Annotated in this window: 25 protein-coding genes and 2 riboswitches; of the genes, 7 read left to right on the forward strand and 18 right to left on the reverse strand. The window is 40.5% G+C overall.

The window, feature by feature from the left end:
* Position 1 precedes the first annotated feature (1 nt).
* Positions 2–1,108, reverse strand: a complete 1,107-nt coding sequence (gcvT, locus tag V3595_RS14675) for a glycine cleavage system aminomethyltransferase GcvT (RefSeq protein ID WP_485907930.1) — start codon at positions 1,106–1,108, stop codon at positions 2–4.
* A 138-nt stretch (positions 1,109–1,246) separates the two neighbouring features.
* A riboswitch (glycine riboswitch) is annotated at positions 1,247–1,330 on the reverse strand.
* 3 nt (positions 1,331–1,333) lie between these two features.
* A riboswitch (glycine riboswitch) is annotated at positions 1,334–1,421 on the reverse strand.
* A 375-nt stretch (positions 1,422–1,796) separates the two neighbouring features.
* On the opposite strand from gcvT, the gene V3595_RS14680 reads away from it, so the two are divergent.
* Together V3595_RS14680 and V3595_RS14685 are read left to right on the forward strand one after the other, a co-directional pair.
* Positions 1,797–3,485, forward strand: coding sequence for a DEAD/DEAH box helicase (locus V3595_RS14680; RefSeq protein ID WP_402897623.1), 1,689 nt, complete (start codon positions 1,797–1,799; stop codon positions 3,483–3,485).
* Positions 3,463–4,260 carry a YqhG family protein gene (locus tag V3595_RS14685; RefSeq protein ID WP_485890202.1) on the forward strand — a complete coding sequence of 266 codons (798 nt, stop codon included), beginning with the start codon at positions 3,463–3,465 and terminating at the stop codon, positions 4,258–4,260. The genes V3595_RS14680 and V3595_RS14685 overlap by 23 nt, the downstream gene beginning before the upstream one ends.
* 47 nt (positions 4,261–4,307) lie before the next feature.
* Here V3595_RS14685 and V3595_RS14690 read toward each other — a convergent pair whose 3' ends face one another.
* The 9 genes from V3595_RS14690 to V3595_RS14730 form a co-directional block, all read right to left on the reverse strand.
* Complete coding sequence (locus V3595_RS14690) at positions 4,308–4,493, reverse strand: YqzE family protein (RefSeq protein ID WP_063233067.1); 186 nt, start codon at positions 4,491–4,493, stop codon at positions 4,308–4,310.
* Positions 4,494–4,610: 117 nt separating this feature from the next.
* Positions 4,611–4,997, reverse strand: a complete 387-nt coding sequence (gene comGG / locus V3595_RS14695) for a competence type IV pilus minor pilin ComGG (protein ID WP_485907933.1) — start codon at positions 4,995–4,997, stop codon at positions 4,611–4,613.
* On the reverse strand, positions 4,990–5,472 hold the full coding sequence (gene comGF, locus V3595_RS14700; protein WP_485907935.1) for a competence type IV pilus minor pilin ComGF: 483 nt from the start codon (positions 5,470–5,472) through the stop codon (positions 4,990–4,992). The genes comGG and comGF overlap by 8 nt, the downstream gene beginning before the upstream one ends.
* Positions 5,420–5,758, reverse strand: a complete 339-nt coding sequence (locus tag V3595_RS14705; protein WP_485907937.1) for a hypothetical protein — start codon at positions 5,756–5,758, stop codon at positions 5,420–5,422. The genes comGF and V3595_RS14705 overlap by 53 nt, the downstream gene beginning before the upstream one ends.
* Positions 5,745–6,188, reverse strand: a complete 444-nt coding sequence (gene comGD, locus V3595_RS14710; protein ID WP_402897633.1) for a competence type IV pilus minor pilin ComGD — start codon at positions 6,186–6,188, stop codon at positions 5,745–5,747. Before comGD ends, V3595_RS14705 begins: the two co-directional genes overlap by 14 nt.
* A 7-nt stretch (positions 6,189–6,195) precedes the next feature.
* Complete coding sequence (comGC, locus tag V3595_RS14715) at positions 6,196–6,507, reverse strand: competence type IV pilus major pilin ComGC (RefSeq protein WP_284702791.1); 312 nt, start codon at positions 6,505–6,507, stop codon at positions 6,196–6,198.
* A 78-nt stretch (positions 6,508–6,585) separates the two neighbouring features.
* A complete protein-coding gene (gene comGB, locus V3595_RS14720) occupies positions 6,586–7,638 on the reverse strand; it encodes a competence type IV pilus assembly protein ComGB (protein ID WP_485907938.1) in 1,053 nt (350 codons plus the stop codon).
* A complete protein-coding gene (gene comGA / locus V3595_RS14725; RefSeq protein WP_485907940.1) occupies positions 7,604–8,689 on the reverse strand; it encodes a competence type IV pilus ATPase ComGA in 1,086 nt (361 codons plus the stop codon). Before comGA ends, comGB begins: the two co-directional genes overlap by 35 nt.
* 96 nt (positions 8,690–8,785) lie before the next feature.
* Entirely contained in the window at positions 8,786–9,166 is a 381-nt protein-coding gene (locus tag V3595_RS14730) for a Spx/MgsR family RNA polymerase-binding regulatory protein (protein WP_485907942.1), read from the reverse strand.
* Positions 9,167–9,380: 214 nt separating this feature from the next.
* Between V3595_RS14730 and V3595_RS14735 the strand changes: the two genes are divergently transcribed.
* Together V3595_RS14735 and V3595_RS14740 are read left to right on the forward strand one after the other, a co-directional pair.
* Positions 9,381–10,082 (forward strand): helix-turn-helix transcriptional regulator, encoded by a 702-nt coding sequence (locus tag V3595_RS14735; RefSeq protein ID WP_485907944.1) that lies wholly within the window; start codon positions 9,381–9,383, stop codon positions 10,080–10,082.
* 85 nt (positions 10,083–10,167) lie between these two features.
* Positions 10,168–10,410, forward strand: coding sequence for a DUF2626 domain-containing protein (locus tag V3595_RS14740; RefSeq protein ID WP_076365317.1), 243 nt, complete (start codon positions 10,168–10,170; stop codon positions 10,408–10,410).
* Positions 10,411–10,462: 52 nt separating this feature from the next.
* Here V3595_RS14740 and V3595_RS14745 read toward each other — a convergent pair whose 3' ends face one another.
* Both V3595_RS14745 and V3595_RS14750 read right to left on the reverse strand, forming a co-directional pair.
* Positions 10,463–11,563: a class I SAM-dependent methyltransferase gene (locus V3595_RS14745; RefSeq protein WP_485907946.1), complete on the reverse strand. Its 1,101-nt coding sequence runs from the start codon at positions 11,561–11,563 to the stop codon at positions 10,463–10,465.
* 338 nt (positions 11,564–11,901) lie between these two features.
* Positions 11,902–12,528, reverse strand: a complete 627-nt coding sequence (locus tag V3595_RS14750; protein WP_214743838.1) for an MBL fold metallo-hydrolase — start codon at positions 12,526–12,528, stop codon at positions 11,902–11,904.
* A 233-nt stretch (positions 12,529–12,761) separates the two neighbouring features.
* Between V3595_RS14750 and V3595_RS14755 the strand changes: the two genes are divergently transcribed.
* Positions 12,762–12,935, forward strand: a complete 174-nt coding sequence (locus tag V3595_RS14755; protein WP_101222560.1) for a DUF2759 domain-containing protein — start codon at positions 12,762–12,764, stop codon at positions 12,933–12,935.
* Positions 12,936–12,976: 41 nt separating this feature from the next.
* On the opposite strand, the gene V3595_RS14760 is transcribed toward V3595_RS14755, so the two are convergent.
* Together V3595_RS14760 and V3595_RS14765 are read right to left on the reverse strand one after the other, a co-directional pair.
* Positions 12,977–14,149 carry a YqgU-like beta propeller domain-containing protein gene (locus tag V3595_RS14760; RefSeq protein WP_485907948.1) on the reverse strand — a complete coding sequence of 391 codons (1,173 nt, stop codon included), beginning with the start codon at positions 14,147–14,149 and terminating at the stop codon, positions 12,977–12,979.
* Between the two features lie 173 nt (positions 14,150–14,322).
* The gene (locus V3595_RS14765; RefSeq protein ID WP_485907950.1) at positions 14,323–15,489 is read right to left on the reverse strand and encodes a M14 family metallopeptidase; all 1,167 of its coding nucleotides are present in this window, start codon (positions 15,487–15,489) and stop codon (positions 14,323–14,325) included.
* A gap of 86 nt (positions 15,490–15,575) precedes the next feature.
* On the opposite strand from V3595_RS14765, the gene V3595_RS14770 reads away from it, so the two are divergent.
* Positions 15,576–15,827, forward strand: a complete 252-nt coding sequence (locus tag V3595_RS14770) for a hypothetical protein (protein WP_485907952.1) — start codon at positions 15,576–15,578, stop codon at positions 15,825–15,827.
* A 540-nt stretch (positions 15,828–16,367) separates the two neighbouring features.
* Here V3595_RS14770 and V3595_RS14775 read toward each other — a convergent pair.
* The 3 genes from V3595_RS14775 to V3595_RS14785 all read right to left on the reverse strand — a co-directional run bounded on the left by V3595_RS14775 (position 16,368) and on the right by V3595_RS14785 (position 19,597).
* Positions 16,368–18,221, reverse strand: coding sequence for an LTA synthase family protein (locus V3595_RS14775; protein ID WP_485907954.1), 1,854 nt, complete (start codon positions 18,219–18,221; stop codon positions 16,368–16,370).
* Positions 18,222–18,401: 180 nt separating this feature from the next.
* Entirely contained in the window at positions 18,402–19,373 is a 972-nt protein-coding gene (locus V3595_RS14780) for an ROK family glucokinase (RefSeq protein WP_485907974.1), read from the reverse strand.
* A 14-nt stretch (positions 19,374–19,387) separates the two neighbouring features.
* Positions 19,388–19,597: a YqgQ family protein gene (locus tag V3595_RS14785; RefSeq protein WP_101222565.1), complete on the reverse strand. Its 210-nt coding sequence runs from the start codon at positions 19,595–19,597 to the stop codon at positions 19,388–19,390.
* A 214-nt stretch (positions 19,598–19,811) separates the two neighbouring features.
* Here V3595_RS14785 and V3595_RS14790 point away from each other — a divergent pair, with 214 nt between their 5' ends.
* On the forward strand, positions 19,812–20,669 hold the full coding sequence (locus tag V3595_RS14790; RefSeq protein ID WP_485907955.1) for a hypothetical protein: 858 nt from the start codon (positions 19,812–19,814) through the stop codon (positions 20,667–20,669).
* On the opposite strand, the gene V3595_RS14795 is transcribed toward V3595_RS14790, so the two are convergent.
* On the reverse strand, positions 20,664–22,214 hold the full coding sequence (locus V3595_RS14795; RefSeq protein ID WP_485907957.1) for a rhomboid family intramembrane serine protease: 1,551 nt from the start codon (positions 22,212–22,214) through the stop codon (positions 20,664–20,666). The two genes, V3595_RS14790 and V3595_RS14795, sit on opposite strands and share 6 nt — an antisense overlap.
* Positions 22,215–22,429: the final 215 nt, after the last annotated feature.

Genomic DNA, 22,429 nt, shown 5'->3' on the forward strand with positions numbered 1-22,429 from the left:
TCTATTTACGTGGTTTTTTATAAAAAGGTGTTTGTATTATAACGGCTTTCAAACGTTTGGAACGGATTTCCACTTCGACTTCCGCATCCAGCACCGAAAATTCCTTATCGATAAGTACCAAACCCACGTTTTTCTTCAACGTTGGTGATTGGGTACCGGTCGTGACCTCGCCAATGACTTTATCACCGCTGTAGACCTTATACCCATGACGTGGAATGCCACGGTCAATCATTTCAATTCCCACAAGCTTGCGGGGAGCTCCTTTCTCCTTTTGCTCAGCAAGAACGGCTTTCCCGAAAAAATCAGCTTCCTTATCGACTTTTACTGCAAAACCAATCCCGGCTTCTATCGGGGTGATGTCCGCTGAAAGCTCCTGCCCATACAACGGCAGTTTTGCTTCAAAACGCAAGGTATCACGAGCACCTAAACCAATCGGCTGAACTCCATCTTCGTTTCCGGCATCCATAATCGCCTTCCAAAGGGCGGGACCATTTTCACTGTCACTATATATCTCAAAGCCATCCTCACCAGTGTATCCAGTACGGGATACCATCGTAGAAATGCCGTTAATCATGACATTTTCCTTGAACTTGAAAAATCCAATTTCACTTAAAGCAGTATTTCCCGATAGTTTTTGTAAAATCTTCTCTGCAGATGGTCCTTGAAGTGCCAGCTGTGTATAGTCACTAGATACATTCTTGATTTGGACATCTTCCGGTAAATGAGCTTGCAGCCAATTGAAATCTTTTTCTGTGTTCGCAGCATTGACCACGAGCAGATAGTCATCCTCAGCCCTTTTATACACGATGAGATCATCAACCGTGCCTCCGTTTTCATAACACATGGCGGTATATTGGGCACCGCCCTGTTTCAGCTTTGATATATCATTAGTCAGCATCTTCTGTAAAAAGGAAAGGCTTCCGGGACCCTTAACATCGACTTCACCCATATGTGAAACATCGAATAACCCCGCTTTTGTACGTACGGCTTCATGTTCATCCTTTATACCCGAAAATTGGACAGGAAGTTCCCAGCCGCCAAAATCAATCGTTTTACCTCCGTATTCACGATAAACCTCAAATAGTGGTGTTCTTTTTAAATTGGTCAAAAAATGACCCCCTTCAGATTTTTTTAAATTAATTGGCTTCATTATCAAAAGCTTCTTGTCATTACGCATCAGATATATCCTGATTCATGATGTGAAAAAAGCACAAAAAAGGACAGAGAAAGCCCGTTTGAGCTTTTTCTCTGTCCTGAAACCTGAAAGTTTACCTATGTAATAGGTTTTCCCCTTTGGTGGCCGTCCCAAAACGGGCGGCGCTCTCCAGAGTTGCGTCCAATAAGAGTTCTTTTGCCTGAGAGATTCACTGCTAAGTTTGCTCCTTCGGCGCTACATCCGTAGTCTCTCCCCTTATCTTCACCCGCATATAAATGGTCTACCAATGAAAGGAAGCGAATAAGCCACCAAGCATCGGTAAAACCCCTGAGCATCGTGGAATGCATTCTCTGCCAATTCTCCTGAAACTTCAGAAACCGTTTGATTGGTCTCCTTCAGTAATCTTGGATAAATTAGGAGCCTATAGCCCATACTAAGAAAACGCGAACTGCAAAATCGATGTACAAAGATTCTTTGTAGCGTTTGGAAATTGGAATTTTCTAAATATACTTATATCCTACCCTAAGAAACTTATCTCTGCAATATCTTTTGAAGAGAAATATTTTTCTTACTTCACATATGAAATGTTCGGGTTTTGACCTTATATTAAGGAAATTATGATTTAAGAGGAGTTATTTCTATGAAAATCAATATATCCTTCAATTCTGAATGGAATGACGAGTTTCTGCAAAAGATGGAAAATGACGGTCCATGGGGAAATTGGGAGCTTTATAAGCTGGCGGTTCAAATGGAGGAAAATCTTATCATCCCTGATTTTGAAGGTTTACAGGCGCCCAAGCACCTCCCGCAGTTAACCCCGCTTCCGCATCAATTGGAAGCAGCGAAGCAAGTGGTGGAAAAGATGAATGGAAAGGCCATTTTAGCTGATGAGGTAGGGCTCGGAAAAACAATTGAAGCTGGATTGATCCTAAAAGAATATATGATTAGGGGCCTTGTAAAAAAAGTATTGATCCTTGTTCCGGCTTCCCTTGTCACACAATGGGCTTTTGAATTGAATACCAAGTTTCATATACCGGCAGTCGTTCAGAGAAAAAGCTATGTTTGGGACTCCTGTGATGTGGTCATTTCATCCATTGATACAGCGAAACGCGCTCCACATCGAGATATCATTTTCAAGCAGGAATACGACTTCATCATTATTGATGAAGCTCATAAACTTAAAAATAATAAAACGAAGAACTATGAATTCGTCCAAAATTTGAAAAAGAAATTTTGTTTACTCCTGACAGCCACTCCGATTCAAAATAAAGTCGAGGAAATTTTCCACCTCGTTTCGTTATTGAAACCGGGCCACTTGGGAAATGCCTCACTTTTTTCGGAAAAGTATAAAGGGAAAGGCCGTAACATAATTGAAGATGAACACCTAAAGGAACTTGTCAACACTGTCATGATTCGAAACCGGCGGGCCGATACTGGCATTGAATGGACAAAACGGCATGTGGAGACCATCACCATTGAATTTTCTCCAACGGAACAAGCATTGTACGATGCTGTTTCCAAATTCAAACCTATTTCGGATGGTTCTAAAGGAAGCGCCTTTTCGGCTCTCACTCTCCAAAGGGAAGCATGCAGCAGCAGAGAGGCGGTCTTTTATACATTAAAGAATATGAAAAATAAATATGATCAGCCTTCCCCTGACTTTTTGGCAAAGCTTGATGATTTATTTTCTAAAGTGAATGAAACGGTTCAAAACTCCAAGGCTGAAAAAGCTTTGGAACTGATTAAGAAAATTGATGATAAAGTCATTATCTTTACCGAATACCGGGCGACTCAGCTATATCTACAATGGTACCTACAGCAGAATGGAATTTCTTCAGTTCCTTTCCGAGGCGGTTTTAAGCGCGGAAAGAAAGACTGGATGCGAGAATTATTCCAAAAGAATATACAGGTATTAATTGCAACAGAAGCTGGCGGGGAAGGGATAAACCTTCAGTTTTGCCATCACTTGATTAATTTTGACCTGCCATGGAACCCGATGAGGCTCGAACAGAGAATTGGACGGATACACCGCCTTGGTCAGGAAGAAGATGTGATGATTTATAACTTTGCCACGAAAAATACAGTAGAAGAACATATTCTGAAGTTACTATATGAAAAAATAAATTTATTCGAGAAAGTAATCGGTGAATTGGATGATATCCTAACCAAACTGGATATTAACAACATTGAAGAATATTTGATTGATGTGGTCGGCGAATCCAAAACAGAGGGCGAAATGAAAATCAAGATGGATAATTTTTCATCGTTAATCCAATTCGCTCAATCAATGAAGGAAGGTGAGGTTCATGCAGCAACGGGAAATACATGATTTTTTAATAACTTACTTTAAAGCCAATGATTGTGAAATACTGGATAATGCACCAACCCACCTTACAGTCCAATTGACGATTGATATGGATAAAGAATTAATGAACAGACCCTTTTATTGGCATTATCTAGAAAAAACAGGTGGCGTTCCGAACCCAGCCCAGATGACTTTCATTACCGATCCAGAACAAGCTCCATCCGATTTAAAGGGAGAAATGATTCATTTTGGCTCCCCTCGCCTTCACCAGATTATTCAATCTACCAAAAAGCTGGCAGGGTATACTAGACTTTTTGAGGATACCCCTCCATCAAAAGGGGGAAATAATCCTTTGTTTCCTTGGCTGACCCTGAATGTGAAAATATCCTATCAATGCGACCGTAAAAAGGATACCTTCATGTCGATCGGTCTGAATTTAATCTCAGGTGAGATCATGGAAAGGTTTCACCATCGGGTTTTACCGATAAAGGTCACCCCAAAAATACCGGATTACTCCTTTACGCTTTCACCGCTCATCATGCCCAAGAGCGGATTGGCAAGACTGGATACATACATCAGGACCAGTTTCGAGGATGATGACCATTCCTGGGCAGAGGAAGCAATGCTTCGCTGGCAGAATGACTTGAATTTATTGGAGCATTTTTACAAGGATATGGACGAAAAAAGTGAGAGCTATTTTACCGAAAAAGATGCCTTAAAAGCTCAATATGAACCCAACATCCGAATATCCATCATCAACGGAGGGTTATTTTACCTTTCAGATAGGGCATTGGGATAAGTAAAGAACAATAAAAAAACAGATGCCCTAAATTCAGGACATCTGTTTTATTTTTTGATATTTTTCCTTACGAACATCGACAAAGCAAAAGGGACAATGCCAAACCAATGGGACATACCATGATTTTTATCCTCTTTTCTGTGACGGCGCTTTTCTTTTCGTTCTTTTTTCGTTAGATTAAAATACTCGACAAGCTGCTGAGTCAGATATTTAATATAAGCGTTTGTAGACATATAAAATCATCACCCTATGCAAAGTATGCCCCGTTTACGTTTCTTTTATTCCTTCGCTTGTTCCCTGAACACGTGTACCTGTCGCTTTCCATTTTAAAAGAATGTTGATTTATCGTATTACACAGCCTGCTTTTCCAACCATTCTTTCACTTCCCCCGCTTCTTTATCGTATTGAATGATGACCCTTCCCTCGCGGTCATTTTTAGTCGTGGAAGAAAACTCGATATAGACGTAAGGACCTTCTTCTTTCATTAAGGAATACCGCACCACACCATTGGGGTATGAAATTTCCCCCTGGATGATTTTTGGGATCTCTTCGCTCCACTCTGCCGTCACATCCTTGATCGCTAAATGGACAAGATGGTCGGCCACAAGCGATTCTTCCACTTCTTTATAAAACTTTTTATCAATGATAAACTGATCGATCATTAGTATCGTGAACATGATGAAAACACTCGCTACAATCATGACCATCGGGAAAACGACTCCTTTTTGATTATTCATCGACTTTCCTGACATTCCTAAAGAAAGGATGAAATCTTCGACTGAAAGTAGTCCCTGCTTTATCCGTTATATTTATAACAATGACACTGCCATCCTTCTCAACCCGGAATTTCGAAATGTTCTGTAAGATGACCTCATGCCCCATACCATTCACTCGTCTTCGGACCTTATCTTCATATTGTTCAAGCGATGATAATTGTTCATCTGAAAGCAGCAAATATAATTTATTTCCCATTACATCCTGAGCTTTGGAACTCCGGACCTCCTGCTTCATTTGCATGGTAAAGACCTCCCACTCTTTAGGATGCAATTTATCAACGGACCCCATCTGGGTGTGAATGATTGAAAAAAGCTGTAGAACAAAAAGGGACGTCGTCATTAATATTATTAAAGAAAAAAGCATTTCGATCATCGTAAAGCCATCATTTTTTCGCAGCATCACAAATGGATTCAAGATTACCCGATTCATCTTCATAACGTACACACCCTTCAATCATCCCCGGGAAATCCCCATGGTCCTTCCAAACCAATTCATATGATCTTTTTTTGTAAATGATTTCCTGACCAATTGCTTGTATCTCCCCATCCATGAACGCCGTCAATCTTTCATATAATAAATGGTGGGCTTCTGTCCTTACGGCAATATCTTTCCGATGCGTCATTAACTCTTCAAGAATCGGTAAAATGGCAAGGATAAGGAAAATACAAATGGAAAATGCGGCCATCAGCTCAAGGTAAACGTAACCTTTACAATTTCTCAATCCTGAACCTCCCTTTACCGATATTGAGTACCAATTTGTACATTCCTTTTGACGTGTCAATCATAATCGTTCCGGCTTTTGAAGCATTTCCATACTGATTAAAATGGAAGCTGAACCCCAAAGTGCCACTTAAAAACTGAATATCCTTTGGTATGCTTCTCTCTAGAACAATCCCCTCCTTATAAGACGAAACGGTATAAACCTTTTTGGCATTATCAATATGGAGGTAAATCAAGCTCTCATGACTGATGGCATACTGCTGTGCATAGAAGAGATCTTCATGGAATTGAGAAAGAAATAGCCTATTTTCCATGCCTTTAGTGAAGCTAGGATATAGATTAGGACCGATGGAAATCAGGAGTACAAAAATAACGAGGACAATAAGGGTTTCAGATAGTGTATACCCCCCATTGGAATGCCGTATATTCACTTCTCTCCTACTCAACGACCGTTATCTTTCCTTTACTATCCAAACTAATATCATCCCCATTAGGACAGGATGTCTGTTTGAGATAGCCTTGACTCTCCAATTCACCGATACTTCCGGGCAGTTTACCATTATCGATCTCATAAGCCTGTACCTGTGCTTGGGCCATCTTCACGAATGCTTCACATCCTTTGGACTGAATCGTAGATTGGTTCTTTGTGATATTGGGGATTGTTATAATCAAAAGGATGGAAATTACCAGTAAAACAATAAGCATTTCAATTAGTGTAAAACCACGTTCATTCATCACTTTCTTCAACATATCCATCATGCTCCTGAAACCACCTGAATACCAGATGGCCTTCGAGCATTTTCACCTCCTGAATACAATAATAAAATCCTATATACTTTCGAGCAGTGAGAACATCGGCAGCAAAACCGCCAAATAAATGGACACGATCAACAGACCTATCAGTGAAAACATGAGAGGCTGAATGATTTTTAAGATTGCATTCATTCTCTCTTCAATTCTCTCCAGTATAAAACGACTGTAATGAAGTAGCTCCGCATCAAGTCTGCCGTATTTTTGACCATTTGCAGCGACCACCGGCAAATTACCATCAAAATATGGAAGCTCCCGAAAAATCAATTCAAGTGATCTGCCCTCGATCAGATCATCCTTAATGATATTGCATAGTTTTTGGTAAAAAGGCTGCTGTTGATTTATCGAGAATAATTTAATGCTATCGTTAATCGATAGCCCTCCGGAGAGTAAGCCACTTAATTGGCTTGCAAAAAAATAAGTTTCGTATAATTTGATGAAGGTCCCGAATATCGGAATTCCCATCAAAATCCTCCGCTGCCTTAATGGGCACAATCCGTTAAACCAAAATCGTTTGAGTACATACAAGAATAGGAGCAATCCGAGTAAAAAGAAGGGGAGTGCTGGAAGAATGAATGTGGAAGCTGACATTAATCTCAAGAGTGTATGCTGATCGACATCCATCGTGAAATAGATTGTCTGGAATTTAGGAAGGAGAACACTCTGAAGAATATAAAAAACGATACCTACAAAAAAGACTAAGAATACAGGATACACCATTAACTTTTTTAGTTTATCCATATCCTCGGTTCTTTTCTTCCAATATCGCCCTCCTTCTTTCAACGCCCGTTCCAGGTCGCCGTATTGTTCTCCATAAAATATATAACTTACAAGCTGCGGATGAAAATTCAGATGGGTCAGCACCAAGTGCAGCGGGAAACCGTTCCTTAAATCGGCTTTAGCCTGAGTGAAGTCTTCCGCTTTCTTCTTTGATTCCTGAAATTCAAGAAAGTGTAAAGCCTCCGCCAAGGGATAACCATGCTTCAATAATTCACCTAGCTTCGAAATAAAGACCGCCTGCTCTTTTACCCTCCATTTACTTTTTGGTTTCATGGTATACCAGCCGTTCATATTCCTCTGAATCCACATAGCCCATCGCAACCGCTTTTCCGATTTCATCCTTCAATTGGCGGTAGCCGACCGTTGCCATTCCTTTTTCATCTCCCATTATCCGGAGAACCTCAGCCAAACTTTTTCCATAGAGCAATTCATATACACTGGCCCTTTTATTCCTGGCAGTCATTTTGCAAGCATAAGCACAGTCCCCTTTACATGGAAGACATCGCAATTCAACCAGCCGCTGTGCTGTCACGCCAATTAAACTCTGTTCAACCTCAAGCAAGCTGACACCAAATTCCAGTAACCTGGAGATGGCGCCCTTGGCATCCCTTGTATGCATGGTTGTAAGTATCAAATGACCGGTTAATGCGGCACGCACTGCAATTTTGGCAGTTTCTGCATCCCTGACTTCCCCAACCATGATCACGTCCGGGTCATGCCTCAGGACAGCTTTTAGACCGACAGAATACGTAATGCCCGCCTTTTCATTGATTTGGACTTGCAGTACCTTTTCGGATACATTTTCAATGGGATCTTCAAGTGTAATGATATTTCGATTGATCATTTCGTGGGCATGGTGAAGCAGGGAATATAATGTCGTGGTTTTTCCACTGCCGGTCGGGCCGGTAAAAATAAGCATGCCATGGGAATGCTTCAGGAGTGCAATCAATTTTTGAACGGTGTTTGGAAATAAGGATAACTGTTCGAGAGGAAGGATATTCTGTTGGGGTATTAAGCGGATGACCAAACTTTCGAGATGGGCAGTGGGTAAAGTGGAAAGGCGGAGTCCGACAACCTGGTTTGCCAAATTAATGGTGAGGGCACCACTCTGGGGTCTCCTTTTCTCCCCTATATCCATCGAAGCAAGGAACTTCAAATGAGCGATCAGCCTTTCAGCTTCAAAGAATGATAATGTTTCCTGGGGTACAAGCTTATTGTCTATCCTGAATTGGATGAGAGGTCCCTCCCTCCGAAAAAAAATGTGGATATCCGATGCAGATTCCTGTATGGCACGGGTTAATATTTTTTCTGCGGTCTTTTCAATCGATATCAATTCATTCATCACCTCCTATATTTCTTGTTGTAAGGATTCGACAATCCACGACAAATTCCTGCTCCAGAATAAAAAAAATTCCCGAAAAGAACTTCGAGAATCATCTTACATGCTCACTTTCAATTCAAGCCTTTGGGAAACCAAATTTCTTAAAGCGTCTACATTATGACCAATCACCAGTTTTTCCCCGTCTATGAGGATGGGCTTTCTTAATAACTTCGGTTCTTTTGTTAATAATTGGATGACATCAGAAAGCACCATTTCGTCAATATTAACTTGTAAGTCTTTGTAAGCTTCACTTCTTGTTGCTAAGACTTCATCAAGTCCTTCCGTTGTCAATTCAAGTATTCTTTTTAACTCTGCTGCAGTTGGAGTTTCTCTGAATAAATGTCGTTCATCGAAGGAAACATGATTGGCCCTTAACCATTTTTTTGTTTTACGGCAAGATGTACAACTTGGGTACGAAAAGAAAGTTAACTGTGCCATACTAATCACTCCCCGTTCACATTTTGTATACAATTATAATATATATAATAATTGTATAACATTTGTACAATTGATGTATATTTTTTTGCATTATAAAACAGTTTAAATTGTGAACTTTTTTTAAACTAAAGGGAGTTAGCGCTTTCTATTATTCCATTTTTTTCTGCCTGCATTATAATGAACATAGGTAAACTATGGAATACAGGAGGGTGTAATGGAACAAACGTTAAAAATAACAAACGTGTTAGCAGATCCCACCAGATATTATATATATCAGCATATTGTGAACAACCATGGCGATGTATCGGTACAGCAAATTGCCGATTCTTTTAACATCCATCCAAATGTTGCCCGTCTACATTTGTCAAAACTTGAAGATATCGATATGTTGACCTCGGATGCCCGAAAGACCGGTAAAGGCGGTCGCCCGAGCCGGCTTTATCGATTATCTGATAAAGTCATTCAGCTTCATTTTCCATATAGGAACTATCAGCTGCTTTCAAGGATTGCAATCCAGACGATGATGACATTAGGGGAACAAGGAAAACAGGCTCTTTATGAAACGGGAAAAGCTTTCGGGGAGGAACTGATCGAACAGCAACTAGCCCTGAACTCGAAGTCAATCGATCGAATTGCTTTTGCGGAAAAAGTCAGCATGCTTAAAAATGCGGCTACCATCGCAGGGTTATCTCCTGAAATACAAGCAAGCGAAGAAGAAAATAAAATATACTTTCGTATCTTCAATTGCCCGTTTAAGGAAGTTACTGAAGTGGAGCCAGGGACAATCTGCTCCATGCACAATTCATTTTTAGAAGGTATGTTCGAAGCCTTGTTTGATAATGTCAATATTGTGGAATTAGAAAATATGATGTCCAATTGTGCAGCATGCTCATACCAGGCTTCGGTTCTCACATAGAAACAAAAGGCATCCTTTACATTACCTTACAATTTCATTTATAATTATTTAGAATGTACACGACTAGACATAAGGAGGGATTCGGATGGAACGCATGTTCAGAGTATGTGGATTTTGGACAGGAATTATGGCAATTTTCTTTTATCTTGGCCATATGCATCAAACGTCTTTGCTTTTCTTTGCACAAACGATCTTTTTTGTACTTTTAAGTTATTTGAAATTATCTGAGCGCATGTATATTTATGTTTTCGGCGCCTATCTTACCGTTTTCTTTGCAGGATTTTCCTACTGGAGCGTATTTATGATGACTCCGGGTACTGCGCATTAAGAACAAGCAATATTACATAACCCATGAATTTTGATTCATGGGTTTTTACTTGTCACCATTCAGGAAAGATCCTTACATCATCTGCTAAATTCTTCGATTGAAGCAACACTTTGAAATGTTCACTAAATCCCCCTGGAACGATTAGCCCGCGAATTGCACGATTACGCTTCGCCGTTTTCGAGAATGGATCAGTTCCTTGATGGTCCCTCAATTCCTCTAATATCCCTGCTTTAAGCAAGAATTCATTTTGAAGAAAAAGCCCCTGATTGGAAAGATCCTTTCTTTTTCCAATCTCGATTAATGTGTCAAAATGGATATGTGTCGTCAGATCCATATCACCAGGATACAAAAGTGGATCTTTAATCATTTGGTGCTCATAATAGCCCCTCAAGCTCCCTTGAAGATGAGCTGGCTCCTTCCATTCCCTTTCGGTATACCCATAATCAATTGTAAGGAGTATACCCGATTCCATACAGGAAACGATCTTCTCATATTCACGGACCATTTTTAGCGGAACTTCGTATCGTTGTTTTTCATTTAAGGTGATAGTTCGTTCTGTAAGGTAAGATAAAATGTCAGGGTTGTCCAAAGGTTCCCTCACCTCTACCAAATCGCCTTCCTTTTCAGTGACGAATACCTCTACGAGGACTCCCTTATACTTTTCAATCACATGTACAGGCAACGCGTCGAAAAGTTCATTTGAGAAGAGGATACCATTTACCTTCGTCCATTTTTCCAAACTGGCAGCAGAAACTGCCTGTTTGAACATCCCTATACGTTCTTGCTGAAGCCTTCTATGAAATGGACTTTCATCCACAAGGATATAAGTCAAAGAGTCCCATATCTGCGGTTCCATTTCCTTCATGGAAACGAGGATATCATAAGCGAGCTTACCGTCCCCTGCGCCGACCTCGATGATTTTAGGTGAAACTCCGCAGCTTTTTATTAAATAAACGAACCATCTGGCCAGAGATCTCCCAAATGCATCCCCAACATTGCCAGACGTATAAAAATCCCCTCTGGAGCCAATCTTCTTTTTTGCGCGTACATAGTAGCCTATATTTGGCGCATATAAAACAGCTTCCATATAGTCATGATAGGAAATTCTTTTTTGGGGGCTTCCTGCAATCAATTCCTTTAAGTGATTTTTCAACACAATGCCTCCGTCTCCATGATCTTCCATCATATGAAAATTAAATGTTCCTTTTCTTTACAAAACACATAAATAAGTTTTTTATCGACAATTATACTCAAAACTAAAATTTAAAGTTCACAAAATGTTCAATTTTTTCATCTCGCAGTCATAAGCGTGCCATCATTACAAAATGAATGTTTTCGACAAATCTTAGTTCAGAGCTGAATAAAAGTCATGCATACAAGGCAAGGCCCCGGTTTTTATATTCAGTATAGTTCTGGAAATGACCCATTTCAATATTTTTACATAATTAAGAACTTAAAAAAACAGGTGCCATACGGCACCTGCAAAAGTCATTATCTCAAAAAGGGATTAGTATTCTTTTCATCCAGAATGGTCGTGACAGGCCCATGACCAGGAAAAACGATCGTATCATCAGAAAGTGTCAGCAGCTTCGTTTCAATGCTATTTAACAGCACTGCCTCGCTTCCGCCTATTAAATCGGTTCTGCCTACGCTTCCTTGGAACAAGACGTCCCCTGAAAATAGGAGCCGTTGCTCCTTGGCATAATACGAAACGCTCCCTGGTGAGTGTCCGGGGGTTTCGAATACTTCGAAAGTGAATCCCCCAATAGTAAGTTCTTGCTCATTTGCCAGGAAGTGATCGGCAGGCTTCATGCGCATTGGATTTTCCGGGAACCAGTTTTGAGAACCATTCAATGCGGGATCAAGTAGCCACTTGGCCTCTTTTTCATGAATATATGCAGGTATCCCATAATGATCCCGAATAGCATCAAGAGCACCGATATGGTCAAAATGTGCATGTGTCAATAAAATCGCCAAAGGCTTTAAATTTTTTGTTTGTATGTACTGTATGATTTTCTGCGGCTCTTCACCCGGATCGAAAATGATGCAATCCTGTCCATCGGAAACTACATAACAATTCGTTTGCAGCGGGCCTAGAGGTATTTGTGTCCATTTCATTTCCATCAACTCCAATATGATTTTCTATCTTCATCTTACACTAATTAAGCTGCTAATGTTAATCCAGTTTACTCAAGTCATAGAAGTGTCACCTATTAAACCTCGACAAATAATTGAAAAAATATTAAGATATTAACAAATGCAATCTTTTCTACATATTTTTGGTAGTTGCTTTATTCTCTGGGTATATTATTAGGGATTAAGTATTCATTACGAAAAAAGGGGGTTTTGACATGATATTAATGGTAGTTTTCGGACTTGTGGCTATATTAGGAGTAGTAGCTGTGTTTACCTCATTAAAAAAGAGAAACTTCTTAGGATTCATTTTTGCTGCCGGCAGTGCAGTCGTGTTTGGCTGGTTCACTGTCATGACTGTCATCAACAGCGGTTTTCCAGTTGCCCATTGAAGAAAAAAGCTCGCCATCCGGCGAGCTTTTGTTTTAGGTCATCATGTTTGTTTGAACAATCTTTGTATTTGATGGGTTTTCATATCAATGATTTTCTCAAATTGATATCCATATAAGCAGAAGTTGCCATCAAGCGAACAGCTTAATGGTTCATTTTCCATGTCCTTCATCAATTCTTCTTGTGTGCCTTTTTCCCAGTTTAATTTAGTTAAGGTAAACCTTCCCTCATATTGGTCCGCATCTTTTGATTCATTAGGAATAAATGTTATCAATTCCTTGTCTTTTTCAATGAAATCATAGGATGGAATCACCCAATCTGAAAAGCTTTTCAATAGCGGTACGGAAAAAGAGTGGATCGGCTTGTTTGTTGGATCATAAAATGCATATGTACCCCGATCTTGTTTTTCTGTCTCCACTTGAATCGTCATCAGCGCTTGTTTCATTTTTTTAAAGTGAATGACATCGAGCATAAGGCTGTCCGTTCCATCCCCATTAAGCGCTTTTCTTTCTAGGGGTGCCGTCAAAGCAGGTTCTTCCCTGTCCCAATCGAGAAACATCAAATCTTTTTCACTTGCCCATTGAGCAAAAGGCTGTGGAAAGTCCAGAGTTTCCATTGTTTGTTCATCTGGATTCAACACATAACTGTTGTATGTCCAATCTTCATAAAAACTCGATAAAAACAACCGGCCATCTTTAAATGAATTCCACTCATAAGCTAATTCATAGGCTGGGATCGCCACGGAATACAGTGGATTTCCCGTTTTATCGAGTATTGTGATTGATGCTTTACCCGAAGAGGTGAAGGACGATAACAAAATATGCGTACCAGACGGACTGATCGATACTTCAGAAAACTCAAAAGCCGGCTGATAGAAAACGGAAGTATCATTCGTTTCCAAATTCCATGCCATCAGTTGGGATAATTCATTACCATCCCGCTTCACAGAATATAAAATGGTTTTAGAATCCAGCCATCCAACAATGGCTTCGATTTTATCCGTTTCTGCAGTCGGGACCTTTAAATTGCTTACTGAAGTTTCCAGGTTTGATTGGGAGTGTTCTTTTTCCGTATTATTTACGGGTTTACTAAGGTCCTTGGAAGGCTCACAAGCCGAGATAAGAAGGATAGTGGAGATAAATAATGGGATGAAACACAACATCTTACAAATGGAAAGCCGCATACAAAGTGCTGCTTTGGATACTTTAATCTCCACACACCTCCCACTTCAAAACTAAAACGCCTGGCATATGTGAGCGAGACATTAGAAAGAGAGTAAGGATTAACCAATCGAATCCTTACGACTTTCATTATAAAGTAAAAAAGAGAAAATGTGGCGAATAATGATCTTATATTTTTTTGGAAGTATAACCCTTAGTCGGAAATGTATCACATATAAAGGCCTGCCACCAATATCTTGACGGTATCTTCATATATACCAGGCAAATGGGATAGCGGAAGCGGGTTGATGCCCTTTCCCAATTCGATTGTGAAACCGCCGCGTTTGAATTCCTGAATGAACCAATCTTTATACCCGGCATGGCTGTCAACGTATTGTACGGCCCGATATCCGCTGCGTTCCTCAAACTCCCTTGCAACATTCGCTGCCTCTTCAGGTTCATGTCCCTCATATCCCCAATAGAATTCTTTTCCCTGGGTGTGAAGTGCAAGCACTCTTTCAAAATTCCGCCTCATTGCCAGCTCCTTCATGGCCAATGCTTCTGGTTCTGATAACGCGGTCTCTCCTGGAAAATCTCTTGGCGCAGGGGCTTTTGGAATCTTTCTACGCTTTTCAATCTCCCAATTGGCAGGATATTGATTATTCAGGTCTACACCGCGGATATTGGCTTTCCAAGCATAAAAGGCAGGATTGCCATTGTTTATTTTTAAAACATCGACCTTCCCCTCTGCCGCCTCCTCCCCCTTTAAGACAAGCTCGACTCCATCCGGATTCACCATTGGAACTATCGAAATGGTCATATCCCGATAGAAGGGCATACAATCCATTCCGCAAAGTGTACGATCATTCGTTACTGCCAGCAGCAAATCATTCAGCCATTTCATCAAAACCGCCGAAGTGATCCATTCATTAGCATGGAATGAACCGTTATAATGTATGATCTTATCGCCTTGACCGATCCTTACCTCAAGGAGTTCTTTTCCCAACACACTCCTCCCGATCGATTCAACCTTAATAAAGGGGTAATGAAAAGATAAAGTATCAAGATCGTCAAGAAGTGATTGATAATCATAGGGCTTGTCGGTGACAATCATTGGTTTCATGACCCGGACGGGTACGGAAAAAGGTTTTTGTCCACCTTGATTCAACAATGATACCCCATCGATGGGCAGGTGATATTGTAAAGCAATTTCGGCAAAATCGATATCTAACCGGGACTCTTCCTGAACAATGTATCCAGGTATCTGTACTTCCATGCCATTTGGCAAAACCCCGCCAGTAATGGCGGGATTGGCATCCTCCATCAAAACCCGGGGAATTTGGAACAATTGACTGTAATATGCCAAATCATCCCCGCTTCTGCTCACGACTTTCATTCAGCCTCCGCCCCTTTCATTGTTTTATCTTTATGAAGCGAAAGACAGAAAGATGTTCAGGAAGTCTCACGTGTTTCATAATTGTAATGGGTACTGATTTTCCTGAAGAAACCAAAAAACCTGGATTGCGCCAGGTATCAGTAGACAAACTCGATGAAAATCACCTACAGTTTTTTAAGGGTTTATTGCAATTTGAACGTCGATTTCCTCTTCAGGCACTCGCTTTCCGCGGGCGGTCCGGGAGCCTCCTCGGCGCCTTTGCGCCTGCGGGGTCTCCCCTGGACGCGTTTTTCCCGCAGGAGTCTCGCACCTTACGTTCCAATCAACTTTGTTTTTAACTTTTAGATAGGACACTATTGTCTACAGTCTTTTTTGTTTTAGTATTAAAACTTGATGTACAAAAGATACTTTCAAAACATGATTCTATTCAGTGATATCGGCTTGATATGATTACTTTAGATCAATTGATGCCATCGAAACGATTTTGTAGTCGGCACGATTGTAACACGAGATATGATAGGAATATCCTAAAAGTCTATAGCGGAAAAGTTGATTGGAAGAGTTAGAAAACCGAAAGCTGTTGTCACAGGTGCAGCTTATAAAACACCAGCGATTACGTGATACTTATTATCGTGAGTATCAATCACCGAAACATAATTGTGCAACGAGTTCTTTTTTAGCACAATGTACGGAAGAAGAGATCATCAAAAGTAGCGACACGTCATAATTGGCAAGAATAAGTGGAAGAATCACGAGAGGTCAACTGTTTCTCTATACCTGCTTAAATTCCAATAAAGAATCAAAAGGTTTCGGAATGAAACCATCTCGAAACCTTTTTATGTACAAATTGAAACCTGGATTGCGCCAGGTTTCTTTTTTCAACGTTGCTCATAAAATCGGAGCAAATCCCCGTAAATGATTTTGTCGGAGTAATCAAGCTCCTGTTTCGCCTTTTCCAAATACTTCTCACATGAACCCTTTTCAGTCACCGCTTCAGTCTTTTTATCATAGCAGGTATCCATCGTATAGAGATAATCCTTCGTGATGAAACTGCTATCGCGAAGAACGGTGAATTCTAATTTCTCTTCAGAAAATAGATCTTTGCCGAATTCGATATAATCATCATTTTCAATCCCCAATAAATGAAGGAGTGTCGGCCTTACATCAATTTGGCCGGAAACGGTGGAAATCGTTTTTCCCTTCTGACCGGGGATATGTATGATGAGCGGGACACGCTGAAGTTGGATGGATTCGAAAGGCGTGATTTCCTTCCCAAGGAACTGGCTCATGGCAGAGTTGTGATTTTCCGAAATTCCATAATGGTCCCCATATAGCACAATTATGGAATCCTCATATAATCCATCACGTTTCAAATCGCCGATAAATCGTTTCAAGGCTTCGTCCGTATAACGTACGGTCGGAAAATATTGATTCAATGTTTTGGAATTTGAATCGTATGGCTCCAATGTCCGGTCTTCCTCATTCAAAGTGAATGGAAAATGATTGGTTAACGTTATGAACTTGGCATAAAAAGGCTCAGGCATCCTCTTCAAGTGAGAGATTGATTGTTTGAAGAACGATTTATCATTCAAACCCCAATTGATGGAATTCCCTTCAGAGACTTTGTATTCATCACTATCATAAAACCGCTGGTACCCAAGAGAATCGTACATTATGTCACGATTCCAAAAGCTTTTATTATTGGCATGCAAGGAAGCCGTATAGTAACCTTTTTCCGTTAATATTTCGGGGGTGGCTTTGTATTCATTTTGGGCATGAGTAAAAAATACTGCACCTCTGCCTAAAGGATAGAGGGAATTCTCAATAATGAATTCTGAATCGGATGTTTTCCCCTGGCCAGTTTGGTGATAAAAGTTATTGAAATAATAGCTCTCTTTAATGAATTCGTTCAGAAAAGGAGTGATTTCTTCACCGTTGACAGTTTTATTGATGACAAAGCTTTGAGTGGATTCCAATGATACAAGTATCACATTTTTGCCTTTTGCCAGACCATAAAGATCATCATTAGCCTCTTTTTGATTGGCACGGACATAATTTTCAATTTCCGACAATTCACTGCCATCCGCAAGGGCACGTTGAGCTGATGATTTCGTCTGTAATATTGCATCATAGAGGTGATAATGGTACGTACCGATATTCTTAACGAGGATTTCGCGGTCAAACGTTCTTGTCAGTAGTTCAGGACGCGCCGCTTCAGCTAAAGCTAAGTTAAAAAATGTCACTCCTAAAGCGATTAACATAAAGAATTTACGATCCTTTGGATTGTATCGACATTCATGGAATATTTTTGGTTTGTATTTCAGCAGCAGCAGCAAGAAAAGGATATCGACAAAATACAATAGATCACTCGGATTGATCAATTCATGTACACTGCTTCCAAGGTCGTTCATATTGCTCGTTTGAAAAAGAACGGGAATGGTTAAAAAGTCATTGAAAAAGCGAAAAAAAACAAGGTTGGCAAAGAGGACGAAGGTGATGGAAAAACTCATGATCAATAAATATGCTGTCCTTCTATTTTCTTTTAAAAATAAATGCACTCCAAGAGTAAGCAAAAGGAAACTGACAGGGTTGATGAATAGTATGAACTCCTGGAGCCAATTATCAATATCTATCTCAAAACTTGTTTTATAAGCAATATATGTTTTAAGCCAAAGTGAAATGAATACGACCCAAAACAATGAATATCCCTGTTTTTTGAAGACCCTTTTCAATCTTGGTCCCTCCTCATCGAAGAAGCGCTGGAGCCATGGTCCAGAGCGCCTCAATCATGGGTCATGGTTCTCCCCTCTATTTAAATGCAGGAACGATTGCCCCCACCCCTCAAAACGGGGAACTTTTTTCAAGATTCCATCTTTTTTCTTATAACCCCGTTAACACAGGGCAGCAAGGGATCACGTATTCAGTTGGCTTTTAATGAGCCAGGCTCCACCTATCACCCCTGCATCATTGCCTAGTGTGGCCAGGCTGATTTTCGTTGATTTACAAACCCGTTTGAATGCATACTTTCCGAAGGCAGCACGGACAGGATCAAGCAAAATGTCCCCCGCTTGTGAAACTCCCCCGCCAATGACGATTTTATCTGGATTCATGACATTCCCAACATGTGATAGTGCCAGCCCCAAGTAATTGCCTACCTTATCCACCACAGCTTTGGACAAAGGATCACCTGCTGCAGCGCATTGGAATAACAGTTTGGAAGTAACCGTATTTCCCTCGTCGACTTTCTGCTGAAGCAATGACTTTTCATCAGCGGTATTCAAGGCTTCTAAAGCCATACGGACGATTCCCGTTGCCGAAGCAACCGTTTCCAGACAACCAGTCTTGCCGCAATTGCATGGTGCCCCTCCGTCCGCTACGACCGTTATATGCCCTATTTCTCCAGCAGCCCCACTGGTACCATGGACGATTTGCCCATTATGGATGATCCCGCCGCCTACACCCGTTCCCAGAGTGACACAAACGAGATCTTTGGCACCATTACCGGCACCTTTCCACATTTCTCCCAAAGCTGCCATATTGGCATCATTATCGATCACAGCTGGAAGAGATGTCTCCACTTCCAATAAATCTTTTAAAGGATAGTCCTTCCAGCCTAAATTGACGGCTTCATATATGGAACCGTTAACAAATTTCACAGGGCCTGGAGCACCCATTCCTATCCCTACTATCTTACTCTTCGGTTCATTAAGTTCCACGAGCTTCGCATCAATTGCTTTGGCTATATTAATCGTAATGAATTTTCCCTTTTCGGAGATGTCCGTGCTGATTTCCCATTTATGAATAATCTCTCCGTATAAATTGATCAGAGCCAGTTTGGTAGTTGTACCGCCTAAATCCACACCCATCAGCCACTTTTCCATCATTCTCACCTTTTTTATCAATTTTTTTTCTGTTTTTCTCTTTCAAGAGACAATTGCTGCCTAATTAAAAGGATCGCCATTTGATAATCTTTCGTATCCATCATCTGCATACGGTGGATTTCCCTTATTTCGGCTTCCATCATTTCAAGCTCGGCTAAGCGATCACCAATATAGATAAATGTACCGAATCTTTTCAAGTATTGTTGAAGATCATAATATGTTTTCATAGTAAACCTCTTTACTCTTTTCTTTAGGAAAGTATATCGAATCAGCCTTTTTGTAACAAGCGACCAATTCCCCTTTTGATAATTTCCCCCATCCCCCTCATACATGTCCAACTGTATTCATATGATGAAATATCAAGAATGTGGGACTCTTTCGATTTGATTCAACAGATTAATGTTTTTAACCACTCATCACGCGCGAAAACGGAGGGGAAAAATGAAAGTACAATTGAAGTATACCGTCTTTTTGGTCTTGACCACCATTTTTGTCATCCTATATTTATCAAATCATAAAAGGGCAGAGGAAACCATCATTTTTTTTCCCATCGATTCCTCGCTCCATTTTGAACATGCTTCCACCCACCTGACACCGGAGGCTACCGGGGATTCAACCTATACCATCACTTGGAGGGTTGATTCTTCATTGGACCAGAAAGCTTACTTGCGTCAGGACGTATCGCTTTTATACAAAAATGGAAAATTGGCAGGAGCCTTAAAAAATTGGCGCCAAAATAAACAAGAACTCTCTCAAAAAGCGAAAACTAAAGAAACCGAGAGTGGCCGTTATGAAGCGGTAACGTTTCATTATGCCGAGGTTCATCCGAGTGACACAATTTTCACCAGTGCCCAGCAGCTCAGTAAAGATAAACTCTATACAGTAACGACACCGGTTTTTCAATATTTCCACCGTCCCCTTTCAGAAGAACAGGTTCAGTGGAAAAAAACGCTGGACGGCTTGACAGATCAAACGGTTCGAAATGGTTTGGAAAAAGCCGGTCAAGCATTTCAGGTTAATCTGGATCAGTACAAAATCATCTCTTTAACAGATCTGCCGTCAAAGAAAAATCAATGGCTTGCTGACTTCCCCCAATTCAAACGGGAAGAAATTGTGGGAAAACTGTGGGAAGGACTTTACAAAAATTACGTTTTGGGAATAAAAAAGGAGGATGGATCCACTGTGAGTCCACAAGGCAGCACCATCCCCCTATTGCTTATGGCGAACAATCAAAGTGAAATACTTGTCTTGTTTACCCTGAAAGACGGTTCCCCAATCATGCTGCGTCAAAAGTTATAGCCGGTTTTCAATTTCTGCCAGCAGTTTAGTATATGTTTTATTATCCGGGGCAAGCTCAATAGCCTGAACAGCTTGCTCCTTAGCTTGATCGAATGATTCGAGATTCATGTAGACTAAGGCAAGATTGTAATGGGCTTCATGTAAATCCGGATTGCTTTCAATCGCTTTTTCATAATAATCCCTGGCTTTATATATGTCCTTATTATCAAAAGATAAATTCCCCAGCATAAAAAGCGATAGCGGTGCATCAGGATTTGCATCAACATAATTGATTAGCATCTCTTCCGCTTTATCCTCTTCATCATCATCAATATACTTTTGGGCCAGCATGGCCATCGTATTATCATCTATAGCTGCACTTTCCTGATGATTGAAACCAAAGTTAAGCAGGGCATAGGTCAGTATTGCCGACCCGATAAGAAAAGCCAGCTGCCGAAAGATATTCCTGGATTTTGGCAGATGTACCACTCCAGCAGCCAAGAACCCTCCGATCAAACCTCCGATATGCCCTGCATTATCAATTCCAGAAACGGTGAAACCATATATTAAGTTAATGATGATCAACACAATCACCGATGAGCCCATCGAGCGCATGAATAATTTCGGATAGACGATGCCGAAGTACAGAAGTGCCCCAAAGCAGCCAAAAATGGCTCCGCTCGCCCCTGCGGAAAGATTCGGGGTCATGATGAAGCTGCCTAGAGTTCCAGCGAAACCAGCAAATATATAGATGAAAAGGAACCTGGCATTACCGTAAATCCTTTCAACTTCAGCTCCGATCAAATACAATGAAAATGTATTCATCAATAAATGAATGAACCCAATATGGACGATCATCGGTGTAAAGAACCGCCACCATTCCCCTTGTATGATATAAGGGGAAAATTTAGCGCCAAACTCAATCAAAGTTTTGGAATTGGTGCTGCCCCCATTAAACTCCATCAAGATGAACACAGCTATTTGTAATGCCATGAATATATATGTAAAGAATGGCTTATTGGCATTTTGAAATACCTTCTGCTCAGCCTTAGCCTTTTTGACTGACTCCGAGATGGCGTCTTTCTTTACTGCGAGAATCTTTTCCTCATCTATTTCATTATCTTCAAGAACTTGTATTGAAAGTGGTTTTTTCAAAACATGTTCAAGGTTTTGCAAAGAATCATGAAAGTTTTCACAAGTTAGAAGAAACGTGTTAACATTCGTTTTTTTTAAGGAAGCCACGCGTGAGCTAAAGTCATGATCATCCACCGGGGCGAATTTACTAACATAGATACTTAATATGTTAATGGGCTTTTTGTATAATTTCCTTCTGATCCTTTCCCCATTCTGCAAAGTTCGGTCGATATCGCGTTTCAGCCAATTAGCCCAATCCAAATCATGTCGAATGAGTCTTATGACTGGAAATTCTTTATTCTTATCGCTCTCAAGCCAAATCTCCTGATGGTTTTCCGTGACAGTGATCATTCGATAATCATAATGGGCAGACAACTCCCTTATGGTTTCCCAAAACAAATAATCCTCTTTAAATCCCAATACCTTCCCCACTTTCCAATGAAACTTAAGCTTCTAAAATTCCTGTTTCTTAATTAAAACTATAGACGAAATCATGAAAAAAGTAAAAAAGGAGACTGCTTTCCCGGTCCTTAGAAATAAAAAAGGAACCCCTGATTGAAGTGAACCCAAAAAGTTAGACACTTTATTTACTTAGGCAGCCTTGAGGGCATGAACCCGGTAATCTACCGGGCTCATGCCTTTTAATT

Origin of the sequence: Bacillus sp. CFBP9009, assembly GCF_036541465.1 — a bacterium.
Taxonomy (GTDB): Bacteria; Bacillota; Bacilli; order Bacillales; family DSM-1321; genus Peribacillus.